Genomic DNA, 19,745 nt, shown 5'->3' with positions numbered 1-19,745 from the left:
ATCCGGCCCTTCGAAGCACCTGAGGAGCAAGACGCGTCATGAGCGTGGTCCGCGCCGCCTTCCTGCCCGCCGTCGGCTCTCCCCTGGAGATCGCCGGGATACGGCTGCCCGAGCCCGGCCCCGGCCAGGTCCGGGTCCGCCTCGCCGCCGCCGGGGTCTGCCACTCCGACCTCTCCCTCTCCAACGGCACCATGCGGGTGCCCGTCCCCGCCGTCCTCGGCCACGAGGGCGCCGGCACGGTCGTCGCCGTCGGCGAGGGCGTCACGCACGTCGCCCCCGGCGACGGCGTGGTCCTCAACTGGGCGCCGTCCTGCGGCGCCTGCCACCCGTGCTCGCTCGGCGAGGTCTGGCTCTGCGCCGACGCGCTGACCGGCGCAGGGAACCTCCACGCCACCACCGAGGACGGCACCGACCTCCACCCCGGGCTCAACGTGGCCGCCTTCGCCGAGGAGACCGTCGTCGCGGCGAAGTGCGTCCTGCCCGTCCCGGACGGCGTCCCGCTCACCGACGCGGCCCTCCTCGGCTGCGCCGTCCTCACCGGCTGGGGCGCGATCCACCACTCGGCACGGGTCCGGCAGGGCGAGACCGTCGTCGTGTACGGCGTCGGCGGCGTCGGCCTCGCCACCATCCAGGCCGCCCGGATCGCGGGCGCGTCGACGATCATCGCCGTGGACGTCTCGCCCGAGAAGGAGGCCCTGGCCCGGGCCGCCGGGGCGACCGAGTACGTCGTCGCATCCGAGACCACCGCCAAGGAGGTCCGGAAGCTGACGGGCGGCCAGGGCGCCGACGTGGCCGTCGAGTGCGTGGGCCGCGCCACCACCATCCGTACCGCCTGGGACTCCACCCGGCGCGGCGGCCGCACCACGGTCGTCGGCATCGGCGGCAAGGACCAGCAGGTCACCTTCCACGCCCTGGAACTCTTCCACTGGGGCCGGACGTTGTCCGGCTGCGTGTACGGCAACTCCGACCCCGCCAAGGACCTGCCCGTGCTCGCCGAGCACATCCGGGCCGGCCGCCTCGACCTGGGCGCGCTGGTCACCGAACGCATCACCCTGGACGGCATCCCGGGCGCCTTCGACAACATGCTCGCGGGCAAGGGCGGCCGGGCGCTGGTCGTCTTCTAGCGGCCCTCGGTGGAATCGACGCTCTCGGCCGGCGCCTCCTGCTCGGACGGAGGCTTCGGCCGGGAGCGCGAGACCGCCACACCCGCCAGGCACAGCGCACCGCCCGCGAGCGTCAGCAGGCCCGGCAGCTCCCCGAGGAACACCCACGCCATGAGGACCACGAGCGCCGGTACGGCGTAGGTCGTCGCGCCCATGCGGCCTGCGGTCGTACGGGCCAGGGCGTAGGCCCAGGTCGTGAAGGCGAGAGCGGTCGGGAAGACCCCGAGGTACACCATGTTCAGGGTCGCCGGGAGCGGCGCCCGGGCCGCCTCGTCGACCAGCTGACCGGCGAACGGCAGGCACGCCACCGCGCCGACGAGGCACCCGAAGGTCGTGACCTGGAGGGCGCTGCCGTGCGCCAGGGCCGGCTTCTGGGCGACGACACCGCCCGCGTACGCGATCGCCGCCACCAGGCAGAGCAAGACGCCGAGCACGGAGGCGTGGCCCTCGCCCGACATGGAGAGCCCGACGGCCACCGCGCCCGCGAAGGACACCGCCATGCCCGCGACCAGTCGGGGCGGCAGCTTCTCGCCGAGGAACCGGGCGCCGAGCAGGGCGATCAGGATCGGCCCGATGTTCACGACCATCGCGGCCGTGCCCGCGTCGACCTCCTGCTCGCCCCAGTTGAGCGCCACCATGTACGCGCCGAACCACAGGACCCCGGAGACCGCGATCCCCGGCCACGCCGCCCGGGGCGGCAGCCCCTCCCGACGGACCAACAGGACCACGCCGAGGACCAGGGCCCCGGAGAGGAGTCGGCCGAGGGCCAGCGCGCCGGGGGAGTAGGCCTCCCCGGCGCTGCGGATCGAGACGAAGGCGGAGGCCCACAGGACGACGGTGACGCCGGCGGCGGCGATCGCCAGGCGCGAGCCGGCGTGGGATGTGGGGGACGCGGGGGACGTGGCGGGGGAGTCGGTCATGGGGTGACCGTAGGCCCCGGACCCTTCGGCGCTCACCGCAATATCGCCGGGTCGATGCCCAGCGCCTCCTGGAGCGCGCGCTCCCCGACGGGGGTCACCTTCACCGCGCGCTCCGAGCCGATCCGTACGCACCAGCCGCTCTCCAGGGCATGGGCGCAGAGCGTCGCGCCCGCGATCCCGGCGAGATGCGGCTTGCGCTCGGTCCAGTCGAGACAGCCGCGGGCGATCGGCCGCCGGCCCCGGGGCGCGAGCGGGATGCCGTGCTCCCCGAACCACTCGACGCCCCGGTCGGTGAGCGCGAACCCGGTGTCCTGGCGCAGCAGTCCGCGCGCGGTCATGGCCTCGGTGATCGTGATCCCGAGCCTCCCCGCGAGATGGTCGTAGCAGGTACGGCCACGGGCCATCGCCCGCCCGGCCCCCGCCGCGCCGAGCGTCGCCGGCGGTCCGGTGAGCGCGGGCTGTGACCGTGCGGCGAGGTCCTCCACGAGATGCGCGATCCCCGGGTCGGCGAGCCGGACGTACCGGTGCCGTCCCTGTCGCTCCTCCGCGAGCACCCCGCCCGCGACGAGCTTCCCGAGGTGCTCGCTGGCGGTCGACGGCGCCACGCGCGCGTGCCGCGCCAACTCCCCTGCGGTCCAGGCCCGCCCGTCGAGCAGAGCGAGTACGAAGGCGGCACGGGTCTCGTCGGCGAAGAGCGCGGCGAGCGCGGCCAGGTCTTTGGATGCCATGCGTCCAGGATCGCGCGACTACCGTTCGGCGACGGCCGAAGCGTCCTTCCCCGGGGCCACCCCCGCCTTCCCCCGGGCCGCCCCAGCCTCCCCTCGGGCCACCGCAGCCTCGTACTGCATCGCCAGCCCGTCGAGTAGCGCCCGCAGGCCCGTGTCGAAGGCGCCCTCGTCGACCTTCTGGCGGTGTTCCGCGAGGAGATGGGCCTGGCCGAGGTGGGGGTAGTCGGCCGGGTCATAGGCCGCCTCGTCGTCGACGAAGCCGCGCGCGAAGGAGCCCAGGGCCGAGCCGGTGACGAAGTAGCGCATCAGCGCGCCGATGTACGTCGCCTGAGCCGGGGGCCAGCCGGCCCGGACCATCGCGCCGAAGACCGCGTCGGCGACCCGCAGGCCCGCCGGGCGGCGGCCCGGGCCCTGGGCGAGGACCGGGACGATGTTCGGGTGGTCGGCGAGGGCGGCGCGGTACGAGGCTGCCCAGTCGTGCAGGGCCGTACGCCAGTCACGGTCGTCGCCCTCCTCGAACATCGACAGGTCGACTTTCGCGCTGACCGCGTCGGCGACCGCGTCCAGGATCTCGTCCTTGGTGCGGAAGTGGTTGTAGAGGGACGGCCCGCTGACTCCGAGTTCGGCCGCCAGCCGCCGCGTCGAGAGCGCCGCGAGGCCCTCGGCGTCCACGAGCGCGCTCGCCGTCTCGACGATGCGTTCTCTGCTCAGGAGGGGCTTGCGCGGTCGGGCCATGGCGCACATAGTAGGCCTGCGCAGCAGAAACTAGCAGTGCTAATTAAACCCTCCCTCCCAGTCGTTCTCCTAAGGTCGGTGGCGTCGTGAACCTGGAGCTCAGCGAGGAACAGGAAGCCGTGCGGCGGCTCGCCGAGGACTTCGTCGCCCGCGAGGTCGCCCCGCACGTCGTCGCGTGGGACCGGGCCGAGAACGTGGACCGGGCGATCGTGAAGAAGCTGGGGGCCGTCGGCTTCCTCGGCCTGACGATCCCGGAGGAGTACGGCGGTTCGGGCGGCGACCACCTCTCCTACTGCCTCGTCACCGAGGAGCTCGGCCGCGGCGATTCCTCCGTGCGCGGCATCGTCTCCGTCTCGCTCGGCCTCGTCGCCAAGACCATCGCCTCCTGGGGCGACGAGGAGCAGAAGCGGACCTGGCTGCCCCGGCTCGCCTCCGGCGAGGCCCTCGGCTGCTTCGGTCTCACCGAGCCCGGCACAGGCTCGGACGCCGGCAACCTCGCCACCAGGGCCGTACGCGAGGGGGGCGCGTACGTCGTCAACGGCTCGAAGATGTTCATCACCAACGGCACCTGGGCCGACGTGGTCCTGCTCTTCGCCCGTACCGGAGACGCCCCCGGCCACAAGGGTGTCTCCGCCTTCCTCGTCCCCACCGACACCCCAGGCCTCACCCGCCGCACCATTCACGGCAAGCTCGGTCTGCGCGGCCAGGCGACCGCCGAACTGGTCCTGGAGGACGTGCGCGTCCCCGCCTCCGCGATGCTCGGCCCCGAGGGCAAAGGTTTCTCCGTCGCCATGTCCGCCCTCGCCAAGGGCCGGATGTCGGTCGCCGCAGGCTGCGTCGGCATCGCGCAGGCCGCCCTCGACGCCGCCGTGCGGTACGCCGGGGAGCGCGAGCAGTTCGGCAAGCCCATCGCCTCGTACCAGCTGGTGCAGGAGCTGATCAGCGACATCGCCGTCGACGTGGACGCCGCCCGGCTGCTGACCTGGCGGGTCGCCGACCTGATCGACCGCGGCCAGGACTTCGCCACCGCCGCCTCCAAGGCCAAGCTGTACGCCTCCGAGGCCGCCGTGCGCGCGGCGAACAACGCCCTCCAGGTCTTCGGCGGCTACGGCTACATCGACGAGTACCCGGTCGGCAAGCTGCTGCGCGACGCGCGCGTGATGACGTTGTACGAGGGCACGAGCCAGATCCAGAAGCTGATCATCGGGCGCGCGCTGACGGGCGTGTCGGCGTTCTGAGTGGCGTGTCGGCGTTCTGAGTACAGAGCGGGACGCGGCTGAGTATCCGGACGGATGTGGCCCGCGCCACATCCGCCGGATGCTGGGGTCATGAGCGACACACCGGTCAAGCAGCAGAACACGGCCGCCTACCACCTGCAGGCCGTCATCTCCTTCGGGCTCGCGCTCGCGGCCGTGGGCATCGGCATCTTCAATCTGGAGGCGGACGCCTGGGTGCGGTCCTTCCTCGCCATCGCCGTCCTCTACCTCACGACCTCCGCCTTCACCCTCGCCAAGGTCGTCCGCGACCGGCAGGAGGCGGGCCAGATCGTCAGCCGGGTCGACCAGGCCCGGCTGGAGAAGCTCCTCGCCGAGCACGACCCCTTCCAGAAGCTCTGAGGCTAAGCGCTTGCTCAGCTTCGTTGTATGGTGTTCGTCCTGACGGCTGGAGAAGGGGCGAACCATGAGCGTCGCTGAGGAGACGCCCGGCGGCGAGGACGCGCCGTGGGGCGAGGTCACGCCCGAGGCGGCCAGGCGGCTGCTCGTCGCGGCCGTCGAGGCGTTCGCCGAGCGCGGCTACCACGCCACCACGACCCGGGACATCGCCGGCCGCGCCGGCATGAGCCCGGCCGCGCTCTACATCCACTACAAGACCAAGGAAGAGCTGCTCCACCGGATCAGCCGCATCGGCCACGACAAGGCCCTGGAGATCCTCCGGGACGCCGCCGACGGCGAGGGCGCGGCGGGCGAGCGGCTCGCCGACGCCGTACGGTCCTTCGTGCGCTGGCACGCCGAGCGGCACACCACGGCGCGGGTCGTCCAGTACGAGCTCGACGCCCTCGGGCCCGAGCACCGCACCGAGATCGTGGCGCTGCGCCGGGAGTCCGACGCCACCGTGCGCCGGATCATCAACGAGGGCGTGGCGGCGGGGGAGTTCGACGTGCCGGACGTCGCGGGCACGACCGTCGCGGTGCTTTCGCTCTGCATCGACGTCTCGCGCTGGTTCAACACCCAGGGCCGCCGGACGCCGGACGAGGTCGGCGCGCTCTACGCCGACCTCGTGCTGCGGATGGTCGGCGCTCAGAAGTAGTAGCGCGAGACCGACTCGGCGACGCAGACCGGCTTGTCGCCGCCCTCGCGCTCCACCGTCACGGTCGCGGTCACCTGGACCCCGCCGCCGGCCTCCGTCACCTCGGTCAGGACGGCCCCGGCGCGCAGCCGAGAGCCGACGGGCACGGGGGCGGGGAAACGGACCTTGTTGGTCCCGTAGTTGAGGCCCATCTTCATGCCCTCGACGCGCATGATCTGCGGGACCAGGGTGGGCAGCAGCGAGAGCGTCAGATAGCCGTGCGCGATGGTCTTCCCGAACGGCCCGCCGGCCGCCCGTTCCGGGTCCACGTGGATCCACTGGTGGTCACCGGTCGCGTCGGCGAACAGATCGATCCGCTTCTGCTCGATCTCCAGCCATTCGCTGTGTCCCAGCTGCTCGCCGACGGCGGCACGCAGCTCTTCGGCGGAGGTGAAGATCCTCGGCTCAGCCATGTTTCCCTCGTCCCTTCGTGAACCTGTGACTCCTGCGTACGGTGTTTCTAAGCGCTTGCTCAGCATGTGGGGCGGGGGGCCCGCTGTCAACGGACCGTAGGGCCCGAACAGTAGGGTTCGAAGGGTGCCCCAGATTCCCGAGAAGGTTCACGAACTCACCGTCGGCCAGCTGTCCGCCCGTAGCGGGGCCGCGGTGTCCGCCCTGCACTTCTACGAGACCAAGGGCCTGATCCGCAGCCGCCGTACGAGCGGCAACCAGCGCCGCTACGGCCGTGACACCCTCCGCCGGGTCGCCTTCATCCGGGCCGCGCAGCGCGTCGGCATCCCGCTGGCGACCATCCGTACCGCCCTCGCCGAACTCCCCGAGGAGCGCACGCCCACCAACGAGGACTGGGCACAGCTCTCGGCGGCGTGGCGCACGGAGCTGGACGAACGGATCAAGCAGCTCGGGCGGCTGCGGGACCATCTGAGCGACTGCATCGGCTGCGGGTGCCTGTCCCTGCGCAAATGCGTCCTGTCCAACCCCGACGACGTGATCGGCGAACAGCTCACCGGCTCGCGCCTGATGGGGGAGCGCCGCAAGGCGTAGGGCCTCTCGTCCCGAGGACGGCGAAGAGGGGCCCGCCACCCCCGTGGACGGGCCCCTCGGTCTCATGGCTCTCGGCTTCCGCCGGTCACTCGTACTCGGTGCCGCCCTTGCGGGTCAGGTACGCCGGGCTGACCGCCTTGGCGATGGCGCGGCCGCCGACGACCGGGCTGTACCGCTCCGTGACGGGGCGGATCACGACCCCCTCGCGCAGGTGCAGCTCGCGCCCGGACACGGTCTCCCGCCCGCTGGCCAGCTCGAGCACGGTCGCCGGGTCGTACGGACCGGTGTACAGCCGCGGTACGAGGGGCAGTTCGCCGGCCTCCAGGACCTCGGCCGGGTCCAGCCACCGCACATGGCCGTCGATCTCAGCCGATACGTCGAAGACCGCGTAACCGAGGTCCTCGCCGCGGGCGTTCGCGCCGTAGCCGAGGTCCTGAACCCCCGCTCCGTACACCTCGCCGAACAGCCCGACCCTGCGTGCGCCCAGGCGGGCGGCGAGCCGCGCCGCGACCTCGGGGACGCCGTGGCCGATGACGGCCCGCCAGTACAGGTTCCGCGGGTCCTCCTGGAGCGCCAGGCCCTTGGAGCCGAAGCCCTTCGAGGAGACCTGGACGCGCCCGTCCTCGGCGAAGTACGTGGCGAGGCAGGCCGAACCGTGCAGCTTCTCGGTCAGGACCACCGGCTCGCCGGGCTCGAAGATGCCCGGATACCGCTGGAGGTTCTCGATGTCGACCCACGACAGCAGGTCGGGCGCGACCTCCACGTCCCCGCTCATCGTCGGCGGGATAGGCGGCACCCACTTCGTGATCCCGAGCAGCTCGGCGAAGTCGGTCCCCTCGGAGGCCGCCGCGACCAGGTCCACGTCCGCCAGCGCCTTCGGGCGGCACACGATGCCCTGCGACACCTCACCGCGAAGCCGCACCGCCTTGACGCGGTCCGAGGCCTTCCCGGCGAGGCGCCCGGTCAGGCCGAGTTCGTCGACGAGCGCGGCGGGCAGCACGGCCTGCTCCGGAATGTAGACGGCGACATCGCCACTGCGGTACGCGCCCTTCGCCACGACGGCGCGGTAGAGGCCCACTTGGGCGAGCTCCAGCGCGTCGGCGTTCGGATGGACGTGGACGGCCAGGGTTTCGGCGGTGACGCGCAGCGTCGACATGTCAGTGCTCCGGAGACTCGGTTGGCGTTCTCGTCGCAGGACACTCTGCGGGAACGGAACGAGCCGGGGCCACCGAATTGTGCGGGCCCTTCAGCCGGCGGTGCCGACCGCGGCCGTGACGAGCTGGGCGTTGGAGTCCGCGCGGCTGCCGTCGGGCAGCAGCAGCGTGTCCTCGAGACCGATCCGCGTGTCCAGGCCGAGGCGGCGGGCAAGCCGCAGGACGGGCCAGGCGCCGGCGTCCTCGCCGTGGAGGAGGACCGGGCGCCCGTGGGCGGAACCGGCCAGGGTCGCGAGGAGCGCGAGGGCCGTGGACTCGGCGGTCGCGGAGTCGGGATCGGTCACCTCCGCCAGGATCCGCAGCACGCGGGGCGCCAGCGGTGAGCCGAGGAACCGCGCGGGGCCGTCCGTACCGGACCACAGGCCCGCCTCCACGCCCACGCCCCGCTCCAGGAGCGCGGCCGCGAGCTCATCGGCGCCCGGCTCGTGCCAGTTCACGGACGCGTGGTCGGGCAGGACCGTCCAGGCCCGGACGCGCTCCACCCGCCGTACGGGATCGGGCTCGGCCCAGGCCCCCGTCGTCACGCCCACCGGTACGTCGACGGCGCCCCTGATCGCCGTCAGGGTCTCCGCGAGGACCCGGGGCGACAGCGTGTCGCTCCCGCACGGCGTCCTGGGGTGCACATGGACGTCCCGCGCCCCCGCCGCGACCGCCCGCGCGGCCTCCTCGGCCATCGCACCGGGCGACATCGGCACCGCGGCCGAATCCCCGGGCCCGCGTGTCCCGTTCAGACAGACCTGGATCACGATGTTCCCCCGTGTCCCCCGTTACCCCGTTGCTCGTCGATCACCGTCGCTGATCACACACCGTCGCCGGCCACACACTCATGACGCACCGTTCCTCATGCCACCGACGCCAGCCGGGACACCGCCCCGCTCCCGTCCCGGGCGCGTGTCAGCGCCCCGGTCGTCAGGACCGCCCGGGGCACGACCACGCCGCACGCCCCGCACACGGGGCCGAACCACGGCTCGTCGACCAGATCCGGCCGCCACTCGATACGGTCCCCCGCGCACACCGGGCAGTGGTCCCGGGGCGCGGACTCCAGGGCGGTGATCAGCCGCCGCAACACCTCGGCCAGCGGCTCCGAGGGATGCACCGCCGGGTCGTCGCAGCGCGCGACCCCGTTGCCACCCCACGTCCGCCGGTGCCAGTCGTCGAGCGCGCCCGGCCGGCGCAGCCCCTCGTGCTTCTCGCGCCGCCGTCGCGCCGCGAACTCCTTCTCGTACGCGAGCCACACCGCCCGCGCCTCCTCCAACTCCTCCAGCGCGGCCACCAGCCGCCCCGGATCGAGCTCCCGGTCCTCGGGCCCGAACCTGTGCCGGTGGCACAAGTGGTCCCAGGTCGCACGGTGCCCGTACGGAGCGAACCGCTCCAGGCACTTACGCAGCGAGTACCTCCGCAGCGCCGTATCACTCCCGGTATCGCGCACCTGTCTCGCAAGACTCCGGAAACCCGCCATGGCTCCGCACCTCCGTCGCTCGTACTTCGGCGTCAAGGACGTTATGGAATGGACGAACGACCGGCCCTTCGTGTTCCATCGAAAATTCGATGGGGCCCATCAGAGGCGCACGGGGGGAGTCTGATGCAGGACGTACGAGAGAGCCTCGCGGCCAATCCGGCCCTTCCTGAGCACCTGTTCGAACGCCTTGCGGCGACCGGCGACGAGGACGTCCGCTACGCCCTGGCCTGCCGCGACGACCTGACCGAGGCCCAGGCACGTACCCTGCGCGCGCACGACGACGCGGACCTGTGGACCCTCGTCGCGCGCGGCAAGGTCCCCTGGGCCGAGGTACCGCGTGACGACCCCGCCCTGCTCCTTGCCGCCGCCCAGGCCGGGACGGCACCGGAGGCGGCGATACGGGAACTCGCCCGTCACCCGGATCCCGAGGTCCGCGCCGAAGTAGCCGACCACGGCACGGGTCTCCCGCCCGAGGTCCTGGCCGCCCTCGCCCGCGACCCCGACCCGACCGTCGCCGAGCGGGCCGCCGAGGTTCCCGAGCTGCCCGCCGACCTCGCCGCGGAACTCGCCCGCCACGCGCACGTGCCCGTCCGCGTGAGCCTCGCGGGCAATGACCGCGTCCCGCCCTCCCTGCTCGCCGCCCTCCTCGCCGACGGTGGCCGGCCCGCGCCCACCCGCTGCGGGGCGTGCGGGCGGCAGGCCGAGGGCTGCGCCGACCACACGCCGGGCGTCCGCCGCATCCGGCTCGCTGCGGCCGCCAACCCTTCCGTACCGCCCGCCGCTCTGGAGGCCTTCCTCGACGCTCAGGAAGCCGAGGAAGGTCAGGAAGCCGAGGAAGCCGCGACCGTCTGGCTGCTCGCCGACATCGCGGAGCGGACCGACCTCCCGGTCTCCCTCCACACGCGCCTGGCGGCCCATCCCGACGCGTTCGTACGGAAGGCCCTCGCGCGCAACCCGAGCATCGGCGAATCCCTGCTTCTCCGGCTCGCCGACGACCCCGATCTCATTGTCCGCCTGGCGGTCTCGGAGAACCCGGCCGTCCCGCTCGCCCGGCTCACCGCGGACGCGGGCCGCCGTCGGCTCCCGCGCGAGCCGCTGCCCCGGATCCTCGCCGCCACCGACGCCGAGCTCGCGAACCTGGCGGCGAGCCGGGTGGCCCAGGTCCGGGCGCTCGTCGCCGCCCGCCCCGACCTTCCGCCGGCCCTCGCCGACCGGCTCGCCGCCGACGCCGACCTCGGGGTCGTCCGGCGCGTCGCACCGCACCCCGGGCTCACCGAGGACCGGCTCACTGACCTGGTCGAACGCCACGGGCAGCCCGTGTACGGGGCCGTCGCGGGGAACCCCGGCTGCACCGGCGCGCTGCTGCGCCGGATGGCCAGGGACGCGGGCCCCGCGCGCAAGGCCGTCCGCCCGATCGCGGCGCACCCCGCCCTGCCGCCGGACGTCGTCGAGGACCTGCTCACGCACCCGGACCCGAAGGTCGCCCGAGCGGCCGCGGAGCACCCCGCGCTGCCCGTGGCGACGATGGAGCGCCTGCTCGCCCGCGCGTCAGAGAGCTGACCTACGCGAGAACCGACCTACGCGAGCGGGCCTACGCGAGCGGACCTACGCGAGAGCCGACCTACCGCCCCCCGATCCGCCCCGCCGACACCACGAGCCGCGCCAGCTCCGGGTGGCAGATGTCACTGTGCTCGCCGACCACCTGCGCCGCGTCGACGCTCACGCACCCCGACGTCGGGAGGCCGTCGCGCAGGGCGCGGGGCAGGGGGATGGCGGGGGTGTTCGGGACGGCCTGGATGCCGTCGTGGCCGATGGCCATCCAGCGCTTGTCGGTGTCGAGCAGGGAGTCGGCGTCCCTGGCCAGGCGGGAGGCCAGGGGGTAGAAGACCCGCAGCGCGGTGTCGTGGCGGGAATAGCAGGCCACCACCGGGCCCTCGACCCGGCGCTGGAGGTCACGCAGGGAGCCGCCCCGCCCCGGATCGTGGGGCAGGCGCGCCGCGAACGCGTAGTGCGAGAAGGCGCCTTGGAGCAGCGTCAGCGACGCCACGTTCCGCGTCCCGGAGGGCAGTCCGCGCAGCGCGTACGCGACGAGTCGGGCGCCGAAGCTGTGGCCGACGAGGTGGAACCGCAGACCGGGGGAGGAACGGGCGACCTCGCCGAGGAGCGGGCCGAGGCCGCGCTCGCCGACAACTCCGGCCCGTCGCTTCATCGTGTAGTAGGTGGCCTGGCGCAGCGCCTCCTTCGCGCCCTTCCAGTACCGCGCCAGTCTCCCGCCGAACGCCTCGCGCGGGGTCGGTACGGTCCCCGGACCCGCCTCCTCCTCCAGCGCGTCGGTGAACATCGCGCAGACCGCCACCGTGTCCGCGAGCAGGAAGTCGGGCACGGTCCGACCGTTGTCGAGGAAGCCCTGCGCGCCGGTGGTGTCGGTCAGTGTCCGGAGCAGCTCCCCGAACTCGGCGAACGCCGCCTCGTCGTCCGGCTGTTCGGCGAGCAGCGTGGCGATCCGCCCCACCACCGCCTCCTTGCCCGGGTGCACGGCCGTCACGGACTCGAAGTCGGGGATCGGTTCGTCCGAGAACATCATCGACGGCCACACCACCCCCGCGTACCCGACGCGTGCGCCCGGCCCCAGCACGTCCGGGAACGGGGCGAAGAACCGGTCGTACAACCCGTTCGCCACGGAAGGGGTGTTGTTCCACCCGTGGGCGAACACCACCAGATCCGTGACGCCTTGGGCAGCCAGGCGGGCGAGCGCCTCGCGCCCGCCCGCCTGCCCGTCGCCGTCCTTGTCGAAGGTGATCGCCCGGTACGGCTCCACACTCATCCCGGCCATGGTCTGCCCGTCCCTCCGCGTCGAGGAAGCACTCCGAGGGAGCGCTCCGAGAAGCACTCCGAGGAAGCGCTCTGAGGAAGCGTTCGGAGGAAGCCCCTGAGGTGACTTCTCCCGCGTCAGCATCCTGCGCGCACGGAGGGACGGCCAGGCTTTCAGCGCAGGCGCGCCGCCGAGATCTCGGGGAAGTGGACGAGCACGTCGTACGAGGTGGCGAGGCGCACCGCCGCCTGGTTGCCCGGCCACGGGTACGCGGTGCCGACGAGCCAGGCCGGCCGGTGCACGTTCAGCCAGCTCCGGGCCGCGGGCGTCGTCGTCCGCAGGTCCAGGTAGAAGGGGCGCTGGGAGACCCGGTCCAGGGTCTCGGCACTGCTGTCCCCGTCACCCGGAAGCCCGACCGTGAAGCTCTTGATCGGTTCGCCCGGCGCCTCCGTGTCGTGCGCGTTGAACGAGCCCCTCGCGAACGAGGCGCCCACGCTCACATAGTCCCGGCCCAGCGCGTCGCGCATGAAGGCCCCCTGGAGGCGCGGGTACTGGTCCGGCTTCGTCGTCTCGTAGCCGACGTGGCCGTTGTGCGCGGAGAGCAGCATCCGGTCGCCGGTCGCCCGCTGCCACCACACGGTGTTCTCGGCCATGATCCGGTCGCGGTACAGCATCGCGTCGGCGATCCCTCCGGGGCTGGACACGTCGTGCGCCAGCTCGGTGCCGACCTGGGAGATCGCGCGGGCGTTCTGCACCATCCAGGTGTGCTTCTCGCGGTCCCGGCCGGGCTTCTGACGCTCGAGCAGGGCCAGCGCGCGGTTCACGTCCGACGCCATCCGACGCCGCTCCTCCAGCGGCCTGGCCATGTACGCGTTCATCCAGGAGTCGACGGAACCGACCGGCCGCGAGGTCCGGTACAGCTCCTGGAAGCGCGGCAGCAGCCGGGGATACGTGGCCGCCACATAGCCGGTGACCTCGTCGAAGAGCTCCGGCCCCGCGTAGCCCAGGTCGTTGCCCATGAACCGCACCTGGTGGTCGGGGTGGCGCAGATTGTGCTGCCGCATCCAGGTGATCAGGTCGAGGTACTCCTCGGTGTTCCAGAAGCGGTACGCGTTCTGGAACTCCTCGGCCATGATCCGCTTCGGGTCGCCCTTGCCGAACCGTACGTAGTCGTCGATGCGCAGCCCGGCGGACCAGTTGGCCTCCAGGGCGAAGGTGGTGAAACCCTTCTTCTCCACCAGGTGCTCGAAGATCCGGTGCTTGGTCTCGAAGAACTCGGCCGAGCTGTGCGTCGCCTCGCCGATCCCGACGACCTTGGCCGAGCCGATCATCCGGTCCAGCGGGCGCAGGTCGGTCAAGGGGCGGGCGCTGTGGGCGAGTTCACGGGCGGGGTCGGGCGTCGCCACCGAGGCGTCCGCCCGCGCGGCACCGGCCGGGGCGAGCGCGGCGAGGCAGAGGGCTACGGCCGCGCCCACCAGCGGTAAACGGCGGTTTCGAGTGATCGTTTTCATGGGGCAAGCCTGGCGGCGGTGGACCGACCGCCGCCAACCTGCCCACACCCCGACCGAACCGGGGGATATCCCCCGTAATCCCCGTCGTCCGCTCTATCCTCCGTCACCTGTACAGCAGGTACTCCCTCCGCACCGCCCGGAACGCGGCCAGGTCCGCGCCCCACGCCCCCACGACCTCGTCCGTGTCCGCGCCCGCGTCGATCAGGGTCCGCACCCGCGTCGAGCCCGTCAGCTTGTCGATCCAGTTGTCCGGGCGCCACGCGAAGCCGCTCCACGCGCGCGTGGCGCTGACGAGGAGCCCGATCCCGGTCCGTACGGGGTCGAAGGCGGCCCGGTCGTGCACCTGCACCTGCACCCCACCCACCGTCTTCCCCTGGAACTTGGAGAACGTCGGGGCGAAGTACGCCTCCCGGAACCGCACCCCGGGCAGCCCGAGCCCGTTCGCGGCCTCCGCCCACCGCCGGTCGATCCCCTCCGCGCCGAGCAGCTCGAAGGGGCGGGTGGTACCGCGCCCCTCGGAGAGGTTGGTGCCCTCGAAGAGGCAGGTGCCGGAGTAGACGAGCGCGGTGTCGGCCGTCGGCATGTTCGGGCTCGGCGGCACCCACGGCAGCCCGGTCGCGTCGAAGAAGTCCGCGCGCCGCCACCCCGACATCCGCACGGTCTCCAGCTCCACCGGCCGGGCCAGGAACTCCGCGTTGAACAGCAGCGCCAGCTCCGCGACCGTCATTCCGTGCGCCTGCGCGATCGGCTCGCGCCCCACGAAGGTCGCGAACGCGCGGTCGAGGACCGGGCCGAGCGCGGCCCGCCCGGTCACCGGGTTCGGCCGGTCCAGGACGACGAACCGTTTCCCCGCCAGTTCGGCCGCCACCATGCAGTCGTAGAGCGTCCAGATGTACGTGTAGAAACGGGCGCCGGCGTCCTGGATGTCGAAGACGACGGTGTCCACGCCCGAGGCCGTGAAGACGTCCGCGAGCGGCTGCCCGCTCTTCAGGTACGTGTCGTAGACGGGCAGCCCGGTCGCCGGGTCGTCGTACCGGCCCTCGGAGCCGCCGGCCTGCGCCGTGCCCCGGAAACCGTGCTCGGGGCCGAAGACCGCCACCAGGTCCACCCGGTCGTCGGCGTGCATGACGTCGACGATGTGTCGGACGTCTGCGGTGATCCCCGTCGGGTTGGTGACGACGCCGACGCGCTCTCCCGCGAGCGCCCGGTACCCGTCGGCGGCCAGCCGCTCGAATCCGGTACGGACCCGCCGGCCGCCGCCCCCGTCGTGCGCCTCGGCCGCCGGGGCGGCCACCGCGCCGATCCCGAGGGCGCCGCCGGCGGCCAGCAGACCGCGTCTCGACAGGCTCGACAGGTTCGACTCGCTCGAAAGGCTCATGCGGAAACCTCCTTGATCGCCTTCCCTGACATGGCCACGCACGCTAGCGCTCCTGACCGCCCCAGGGAACGAGGCGTGCGCAGGGGATCGCAGGGGACTTTCGCGACGACATACCGACTGGTTAGTCTGCCCGTACTGTCGCAACGGAGAGGCGGGTCCCGATGAGTACGGTGCAGGGTTCTGGAGTGGTCGTCACGGGTGCGGGCGGCGGGATCGGGGCCGCGCTCGCGCGCCGGTTCGCCGCCGAGGGCGCCCGGGTCGTCGTCAACGACCTCGACCCCGACCGCGCCAAGGCCGTCGCCGAGGAGATCGGCGCCGCCGCCGTCGCCGTCCCGGGCGACGCGTCGGAGATCGTCGAGGAGGCCCGCGAGGCGCTCGGCGGCACCGTCGACGTGTGGTGCGCCAACGCCGGGCTCGCCTCGGGCGGCGACGCCTTCGCCGACGAGGCCGTCTGGGCCGCCGCGTGGGACGTCAACGTCATGGCCCATGTCCGCGCGGCCCGCGCCTTGCTGCCCGACTGGCTGGAGCGCGGCAGCGGCCGCTTCGTCTCGACCGTCTCCGCCGCCGGGCTGCTCACGATGGTCGGCGCGGCTCCGTACAGCGTCTCCAAGCACGGCGCGTACGCCTTCGCCGAGTGGCTCTCCCTCACCTACCGCCACCGGGGCCTCAAGGTCCACGCGATCTGCCCGCAGGGCGTGCGTACGGACATGCTCACCGCCGCCGGATCGGCGGGCGAACTCGTCCTCGCCCCGACCGCGATCGAGCCCGAGGACGTGGCCGACTCCCTCCTCGACGCCATCGAGGCCGACCGCTTCCTCGTCCTCCCGCACCCCGAGGTCGCCGGCTTCTACCAGGCCCGCGCCACCGACCCCGAGCGCTGGCTCGGGAACATGAACCACATCCAGCGCAAGTGGGAGGGCGACCACGCATGACAGCGCCCGAGTCCCTCTACGCCGCTAAGCCCTGGCTCGCCCAGCTCTCCGAGGCCCAGCGCGCCCCGATATCCCCGCCCGCCACCCCGCTGCACGCCTTCCGTGCCGCCGTCGCCCGGGCCCCCGAGCACCCGGCCCTCGCCTACTTCGACGGGCGGCTGACCTACCGCGAGACCGACGCGCTCTCCGACTCCGTCGCCGGGCACCTCGCCGCGCGCGGTCTCGCCAAGGGCGACCGGGTCGCGATCATGCTCCAGAACAGCCCGCACTTCGTCCTCGCCCTGCTCGGCGCCTGGAAGGCGGGCGCGACCGTCGTCCCGCTCAACCCCATGTACAAGGCGGGCGAGGTCGGGCACGCCCTGCGGGACTCCGGGGCCACCGCCGTGGTCTGCTCCGACCGCGCCTGGGCGAGCTTCCTGCGGGAGACCACCGCCGACACCTCCGTACGGATCGCCCTCACGGCCTGCGAACGCGACCTCCAGACCCGCGACGACCCGCGCGTCCTCGACTTCGAGCGGGTGGAGACGGAGGCCGATGACCTCCTCGCCGTCGCCCGCGCCGGACACCCCGCCCCTGGAGGCCGCGAGCTCACCGCCGAGGACGTGGCCCTGATCAGCTACACCTCGGGCACCAGCGGCACCCCCAAGGGCGCCCTCAACCTCCACCGGGGCATCGCCCACAACGCCGAACGCCAGCGCACCGGACACCCCGTACCGGAAGGCGCGGGCTACTTCGCGCTCGCCCCGCTCTTCCACATCACCGGCCTCGTCTGCGAGCTTGCCGCCTGCTTCGGCAACGCCGGCACCCTCGTCCTCGCCTACCGCTTCGACGCCGGCGTCGTCCTCGACGCCTTCCTCGAACACCGCCCCGCCTACACCGTCGGCCCCTCCACCGCCTTCATGGCCCTCGCGGCGCACCCCGGCGCGACCCGCGACCACTTCGCCTCCTTCCTGGTCGTCTCCTCGGGCGGCGCCCCCGTCCCGCCGGCCCTGGTGGAGAAGTTCCGCGCGGGCTTCGGCCCGTACATCCGTAACGGCTACGGGCTCACCGAGTGCACCGCCCCCTGCGCCGCCGTACCGCCCGAGAAGGAGGCCCCGGTCGACCCCGCCTCCGGCACCCTCTCCGTCGGCGTCCCCGGACCCGACACGGTCGTCCGGATCCTCGACGAGACCGGCGCCGAGGTGCCCTTCGGCGAACACGGCGAGATCGCCGTGCGCGGCCCGCAGGTCGTCCCCGGCTACTGGCGGCTCCCCGAGGCCACCGCCACCACGTTCCCCGAAGGGGAACTGCGGACCGGGGACATCGGCTTCATGGACGCGGACGGCTGGCTCTACGTCGTCGACCGCAAGAAGGACATGATCAACGCCTCCGGCTTCAAGGTCTGGCCCAGGGAGGTGGAGGACGTCCTCTACACCCACCCGGACGTCCGCGAGGCAGCCGTCGTCGGCATCCCGGACGCCTACCGGGGCGAGACGGTCAAGGCGTACGTGAGCCTGCGTCCGGGCTCCGCCGTGGAGCCGGCGGAGCTGTCCGCGTACTGCGAGCAGCGGCTCGCCGCGTACAAGTACCCGCGCGAGGTCGAGATCCTGGCGGAGCTGCCCAAGACGACAAGTGGGAAGATCCTCAGGAGGGAACTCCGTTCCCACCGGTAGACACGACACACGGCACACCACACATCACCACACCACGGTGATCACTTTGGAAGGCGGCGGCGCATGGCCAGGACGACGGACGGGAGCGGTACCCCCGTCCCCCAGAGGCTGCTGGCCGCCGCCACCCGGCTCTTCGCGGAGCAGGGCTACGACCGCACCTCCGTCCAGGAGATCGTGGAGGCGGCGGGCGTCACCAAGGGCGCGCTCTACCACTACTTCGGCTCCAAGGAGGACCTCCTCCAGGAGGTCTACGCCCGGGTCCTCCGGCTCCAGCAGGAGCGGCTCGACGCCTTCGCGGACGCCGACGCGCCGGTGGAGCAGCGGCTGCGGGACGCCGCCGCCGACGTCGTGGTGACCACCATCGACAACCTCGACGACGCCTCGATCTTCTTCCGCTCGATGCACCACCTCAGCCCGGAGAAGAACAAGCAGGTCCGGTCCGAGCGGCGGCGCTACCACGAGCGCTTCCGCGCCCTCATCGAGGAGGGCCAGCAGTCCGGGGTCTTCTCGTCCGCGACCCCGGCGGACCTGGTGGTGGACTACCACTTCGGCTCCGTCCACCACCTGTCCACCTGGTACCGCCCCGACGGCCCGATGACGCCCCAGCAGGTCGCCGACCAGCTCGCCGACCTGCTGCTGCGCGCCCTGCGGCCGTAACGCTGTACGAGCGTCGCCGCCCTACAGGTACTTCTTCAGCTCCCGCCGCGCCAGCGACCGCTGGTGCACCTCGTCCGGCCCGTCCGCGAGCTTCAGGGTCCGCGCGCCGGCCCAGAGCTCGGCCAGCGGGAAGTCCTGCGACACCCCGCCCGCGCCGTGCACCTGGACGGCCTTGTCGAGGATGTCGACCACCGCGCGCGGGGTCGCGATCTTGATGGCCTGGATCTCCGTGTGCGCACCCCGGTTGCCGACGGTGTCCATCAGCCAGGCGGTCTTGAGGACGAGCAGCCGCAGCTGCTCGACCGTCACCCGGGCGTCCGCGATCCAGTTCTGCACCACACCCTGCTGGGCGATGGGCTTGCCGAAGGCGGTACGGGAGACGGCCCGACGGCACATCAGCTCGATCGCCCGCTCGGCCATGCCGATCAGCCGCATGCAGTGGTGGATCCGGCCGGGGCCGAGCCGGGCCTGGGCGATGGCGAAGCCGCCGCCCTCCTCGCCGATCAGGTTCGTCGCCGGGACGCGGACGTCGTGGAAGAGGACCTCGGCGTGCCCGCCGTGCGAGTGGTCCTCGTAGCCGTACACCTGCATCGCCCGCCGCACCTCGACGCCCGGGGTGTCGCGGGGCACGAGGATCATCGACTGCTGGCGGCGGATGTCCGCGCCGTCGGGGTCGGTCTTGCCCATGACGATGAAGATCCTGCAGTCGGGGTTCATCGCCCCGGAGATGTACCACTTCCGGCCGTTGACCACGTAGTCGTCGCCATCGCGCAGGATCCGCGTCTCGATGTTGGTCGCGTCCGAGGAGGCCACCTCGGGCTCCGTCATCGCGAACGCCGAGCGGATCTCCCCGGCGAGCAGCGGCTCAAGCCACTGCTTCTTCTGCGCCTCGTCGCCGAACTGGGCGAGCACCTCCATGTTCCCGGTGTCGGGCGCCGCGCAGTTGAGGGCCGTCGGGGCCAAGTGCGGGCTGCGGCCGGTGATCTCGGCGAGCGGCGCGTACTGGAGGTTGGTGAGCCCTGCCCCGTGCTCGGCGTCGGGGAGGAAGAGGTTCCACAGGCCCTGGCGGCGGGCCTCGGCCTTCAGCTCCTCCACGACGGCCGGGGTGTCCCACGGCGAGGCGAGCAGCGCCCGCTGCTCGTGGGCGGTCTCCTCCGCCGGGTAGACGTGCTCGTCCATGAAGGCGAGCAGCTTCTCCCGCAGCTCCTCGGTGCGCGCGTCGAATGCGAAGTCCAT

20 protein-coding genes are annotated in these 19,745 nt (G+C 72.7%); 9 read left to right on the top strand and 11 right to left on the bottom strand.

Annotated elements, in window-relative coordinates; genetic code table 11:
• Window positions 1–38 precede the first annotated feature (38 nt).
• Window positions 39–1,124 carry a Zn-dependent alcohol dehydrogenase gene (locus ACFWRO_RS14720; protein ID WP_384509495.1) on the top strand — a complete coding sequence of 362 codons (1,086 nt, stop codon included), beginning with the start codon at window positions 39–41 and terminating at the stop codon, window positions 1,122–1,124.
• Here ACFWRO_RS14720 and ACFWRO_RS14715 read toward each other — a convergent pair.
• The 3 genes from ACFWRO_RS14715 to ACFWRO_RS14705 are packed head-to-tail and all read right to left on the bottom strand — an operon-like array spanning window position 1,121 to window position 3,546.
• Window positions 1,121–2,083, bottom strand: a complete 963-nt coding sequence (locus tag ACFWRO_RS14715) for a DMT family transporter (protein ID WP_384509493.1) — start codon at window positions 2,081–2,083, stop codon at window positions 1,121–1,123. The genes ACFWRO_RS14720 and ACFWRO_RS14715 overlap by 4 nt on opposite strands.
• Before the next feature lie 32 nt (window positions 2,084–2,115).
• Window positions 2,116–2,811 (bottom strand): ArsR/SmtB family transcription factor, encoded by a 696-nt coding sequence (locus tag ACFWRO_RS14710; protein ID WP_384509490.1) that lies wholly within the window; start codon window positions 2,809–2,811, stop codon window positions 2,116–2,118.
• A gap of 18 nt (window positions 2,812–2,829) precedes the next feature.
• Window positions 2,830–3,546 carry a TetR/AcrR family transcriptional regulator gene (locus tag ACFWRO_RS14705; protein ID WP_384509487.1) on the bottom strand — a complete coding sequence of 239 codons (717 nt, stop codon included), beginning with the start codon at window positions 3,544–3,546 and terminating at the stop codon, window positions 2,830–2,832.
• An 86-nt stretch (window positions 3,547–3,632) separates the two neighbouring features.
• Between ACFWRO_RS14705 and ACFWRO_RS14700 the strand changes: the two genes are divergently transcribed.
• The 3 genes from ACFWRO_RS14700 to ACFWRO_RS14690 all read left to right on the top strand — a co-directional run bounded on the left by ACFWRO_RS14700 (window position 3,633) and on the right by ACFWRO_RS14690 (window position 5,853).
• Window positions 3,633–4,784: an acyl-CoA dehydrogenase family protein gene (locus ACFWRO_RS14700; RefSeq protein WP_384509484.1), complete on the top strand. Its 1,152-nt coding sequence runs from the start codon at window positions 3,633–3,635 to the stop codon at window positions 4,782–4,784.
• A gap of 90 nt (window positions 4,785–4,874) precedes the next feature.
• Window positions 4,875–5,162 (top strand): YiaA/YiaB family inner membrane protein, encoded by a 288-nt coding sequence (locus tag ACFWRO_RS14695; protein WP_384509481.1) that lies wholly within the window; start codon window positions 4,875–4,877, stop codon window positions 5,160–5,162.
• A 64-nt stretch (window positions 5,163–5,226) separates the two neighbouring features.
• Window positions 5,227–5,853, top strand: a complete 627-nt coding sequence (locus ACFWRO_RS14690) for a TetR/AcrR family transcriptional regulator (RefSeq protein ID WP_384509478.1) — start codon at window positions 5,227–5,229, stop codon at window positions 5,851–5,853.
• Here ACFWRO_RS14690 and ACFWRO_RS14685 read toward each other — a convergent pair.
• Entirely contained in the window at window positions 5,844–6,305 is a 462-nt protein-coding gene (locus tag ACFWRO_RS14685; RefSeq protein WP_384509476.1) for a MaoC family dehydratase, read from the bottom strand. The two genes, ACFWRO_RS14690 and ACFWRO_RS14685, sit on opposite strands and share 10 nt — an antisense overlap.
• Before the next feature lie 124 nt (window positions 6,306–6,429).
• Between ACFWRO_RS14685 and soxR the strand changes: the two genes are divergently transcribed.
• Window positions 6,430–6,894, top strand: coding sequence for a redox-sensitive transcriptional activator SoxR (soxR, locus tag ACFWRO_RS14680; protein WP_384509473.1), 465 nt, complete (start codon window positions 6,430–6,432; stop codon window positions 6,892–6,894).
• 85 nt (window positions 6,895–6,979) lie between these two features.
• Here the strand turns inward: soxR and ACFWRO_RS14675 are convergent, their stop codons facing one another.
• The 3 genes from ACFWRO_RS14675 to ACFWRO_RS14665 form a co-directional block, all read right to left on the bottom strand.
• On the bottom strand, window positions 6,980–8,050 hold the full coding sequence (locus ACFWRO_RS14675; protein WP_384509470.1) for an RNA ligase (ATP): 1,071 nt from the start codon (window positions 8,048–8,050) through the stop codon (window positions 6,980–6,982).
• Between the two features lie 90 nt (window positions 8,051–8,140).
• The gene (locus tag ACFWRO_RS14670) at window positions 8,141–8,854 is read right to left on the bottom strand and encodes a 3-keto-5-aminohexanoate cleavage protein (protein ID WP_384509467.1); all 714 of its coding nucleotides are present in this window, start codon (window positions 8,852–8,854) and stop codon (window positions 8,141–8,143) included.
• A 95-nt stretch (window positions 8,855–8,949) separates the two neighbouring features.
• Complete coding sequence (locus ACFWRO_RS14665; RefSeq protein ID WP_384509464.1) at window positions 8,950–9,567, bottom strand: hypothetical protein; 618 nt, start codon at window positions 9,565–9,567, stop codon at window positions 8,950–8,952.
• A 123-nt stretch (window positions 9,568–9,690) separates the two neighbouring features.
• Here ACFWRO_RS14665 and ACFWRO_RS14660 point away from each other — a divergent pair, with 123 nt between their 5' ends.
• Window positions 9,691–11,127 carry a hypothetical protein gene (locus ACFWRO_RS14660; RefSeq protein ID WP_384509461.1) on the top strand — a complete coding sequence of 479 codons (1,437 nt, stop codon included), beginning with the start codon at window positions 9,691–9,693 and terminating at the stop codon, window positions 11,125–11,127.
• 61 nt (window positions 11,128–11,188) lie between these two features.
• Here the strand turns inward: ACFWRO_RS14660 and ACFWRO_RS14655 are convergent, their stop codons facing one another.
• The 3 genes from ACFWRO_RS14655 to ACFWRO_RS14645 form a co-directional block, all read right to left on the bottom strand.
• Window positions 11,189–12,391: a serine-threonine protein kinase gene (locus ACFWRO_RS14655; RefSeq protein ID WP_384509458.1), complete on the bottom strand. Its 1,203-nt coding sequence runs from the start codon at window positions 12,389–12,391 to the stop codon at window positions 11,189–11,191.
• 161 nt (window positions 12,392–12,552) lie between these two features.
• Window positions 12,553–13,890 carry an erythromycin esterase family protein gene (locus ACFWRO_RS14650; RefSeq protein ID WP_384509455.1) on the bottom strand — a complete coding sequence of 446 codons (1,338 nt, stop codon included), beginning with the start codon at window positions 13,888–13,890 and terminating at the stop codon, window positions 12,553–12,555.
• Window positions 13,891–13,993: 103 nt separating this feature from the next.
• Window positions 13,994–15,268, bottom strand: coding sequence for an exo-beta-N-acetylmuramidase NamZ domain-containing protein (locus tag ACFWRO_RS14645; protein ID WP_384509452.1), 1,275 nt, complete (start codon window positions 15,266–15,268; stop codon window positions 13,994–13,996).
• A 161-nt stretch (window positions 15,269–15,429) separates the two neighbouring features.
• Here ACFWRO_RS14645 and ACFWRO_RS14640 point away from each other — a divergent pair, with 161 nt between their 5' ends.
• From ACFWRO_RS14640 to ACFWRO_RS14630, 3 genes are all read left to right on the top strand, one after another.
• Window positions 15,430–16,200, top strand: coding sequence for an SDR family oxidoreductase (locus tag ACFWRO_RS14640; RefSeq protein WP_384509450.1), 771 nt, complete (start codon window positions 15,430–15,432; stop codon window positions 16,198–16,200).
• Complete coding sequence (locus ACFWRO_RS14635) at window positions 16,197–17,852, top strand: AMP-binding protein (RefSeq protein WP_384509448.1); 1,656 nt, start codon at window positions 16,197–16,199, stop codon at window positions 17,850–17,852. Before ACFWRO_RS14640 ends, ACFWRO_RS14635 begins: the two co-directional genes overlap by 4 nt.
• A 63-nt stretch (window positions 17,853–17,915) precedes the next feature.
• Window positions 17,916–18,509, top strand: coding sequence for a TetR/AcrR family transcriptional regulator (locus tag ACFWRO_RS14630; RefSeq protein WP_384509445.1), 594 nt, complete (start codon window positions 17,916–17,918; stop codon window positions 18,507–18,509).
• A 21-nt stretch (window positions 18,510–18,530) separates the two neighbouring features.
• Here the strand turns inward: ACFWRO_RS14630 and ACFWRO_RS14625 are convergent, their stop codons facing one another.
• Window positions 18,531–19,745 (bottom strand): acyl-CoA dehydrogenase family protein, encoded by a 1,215-nt coding sequence (locus tag ACFWRO_RS14625; protein ID WP_384509442.1) that lies wholly within the window; start codon window positions 19,743–19,745, stop codon window positions 18,531–18,533.

This window comes from Streptomyces sp. NPDC058579 (assembly GCF_042718575.1).
Lineage (GTDB): Bacteria > Actinomycetota > Actinomycetes > Streptomycetales > Streptomycetaceae > Streptomyces.
Note: the sequence above shows the minus strand (reverse complement) of the source record. Positions and strands in the feature narration are given on the sequence as shown.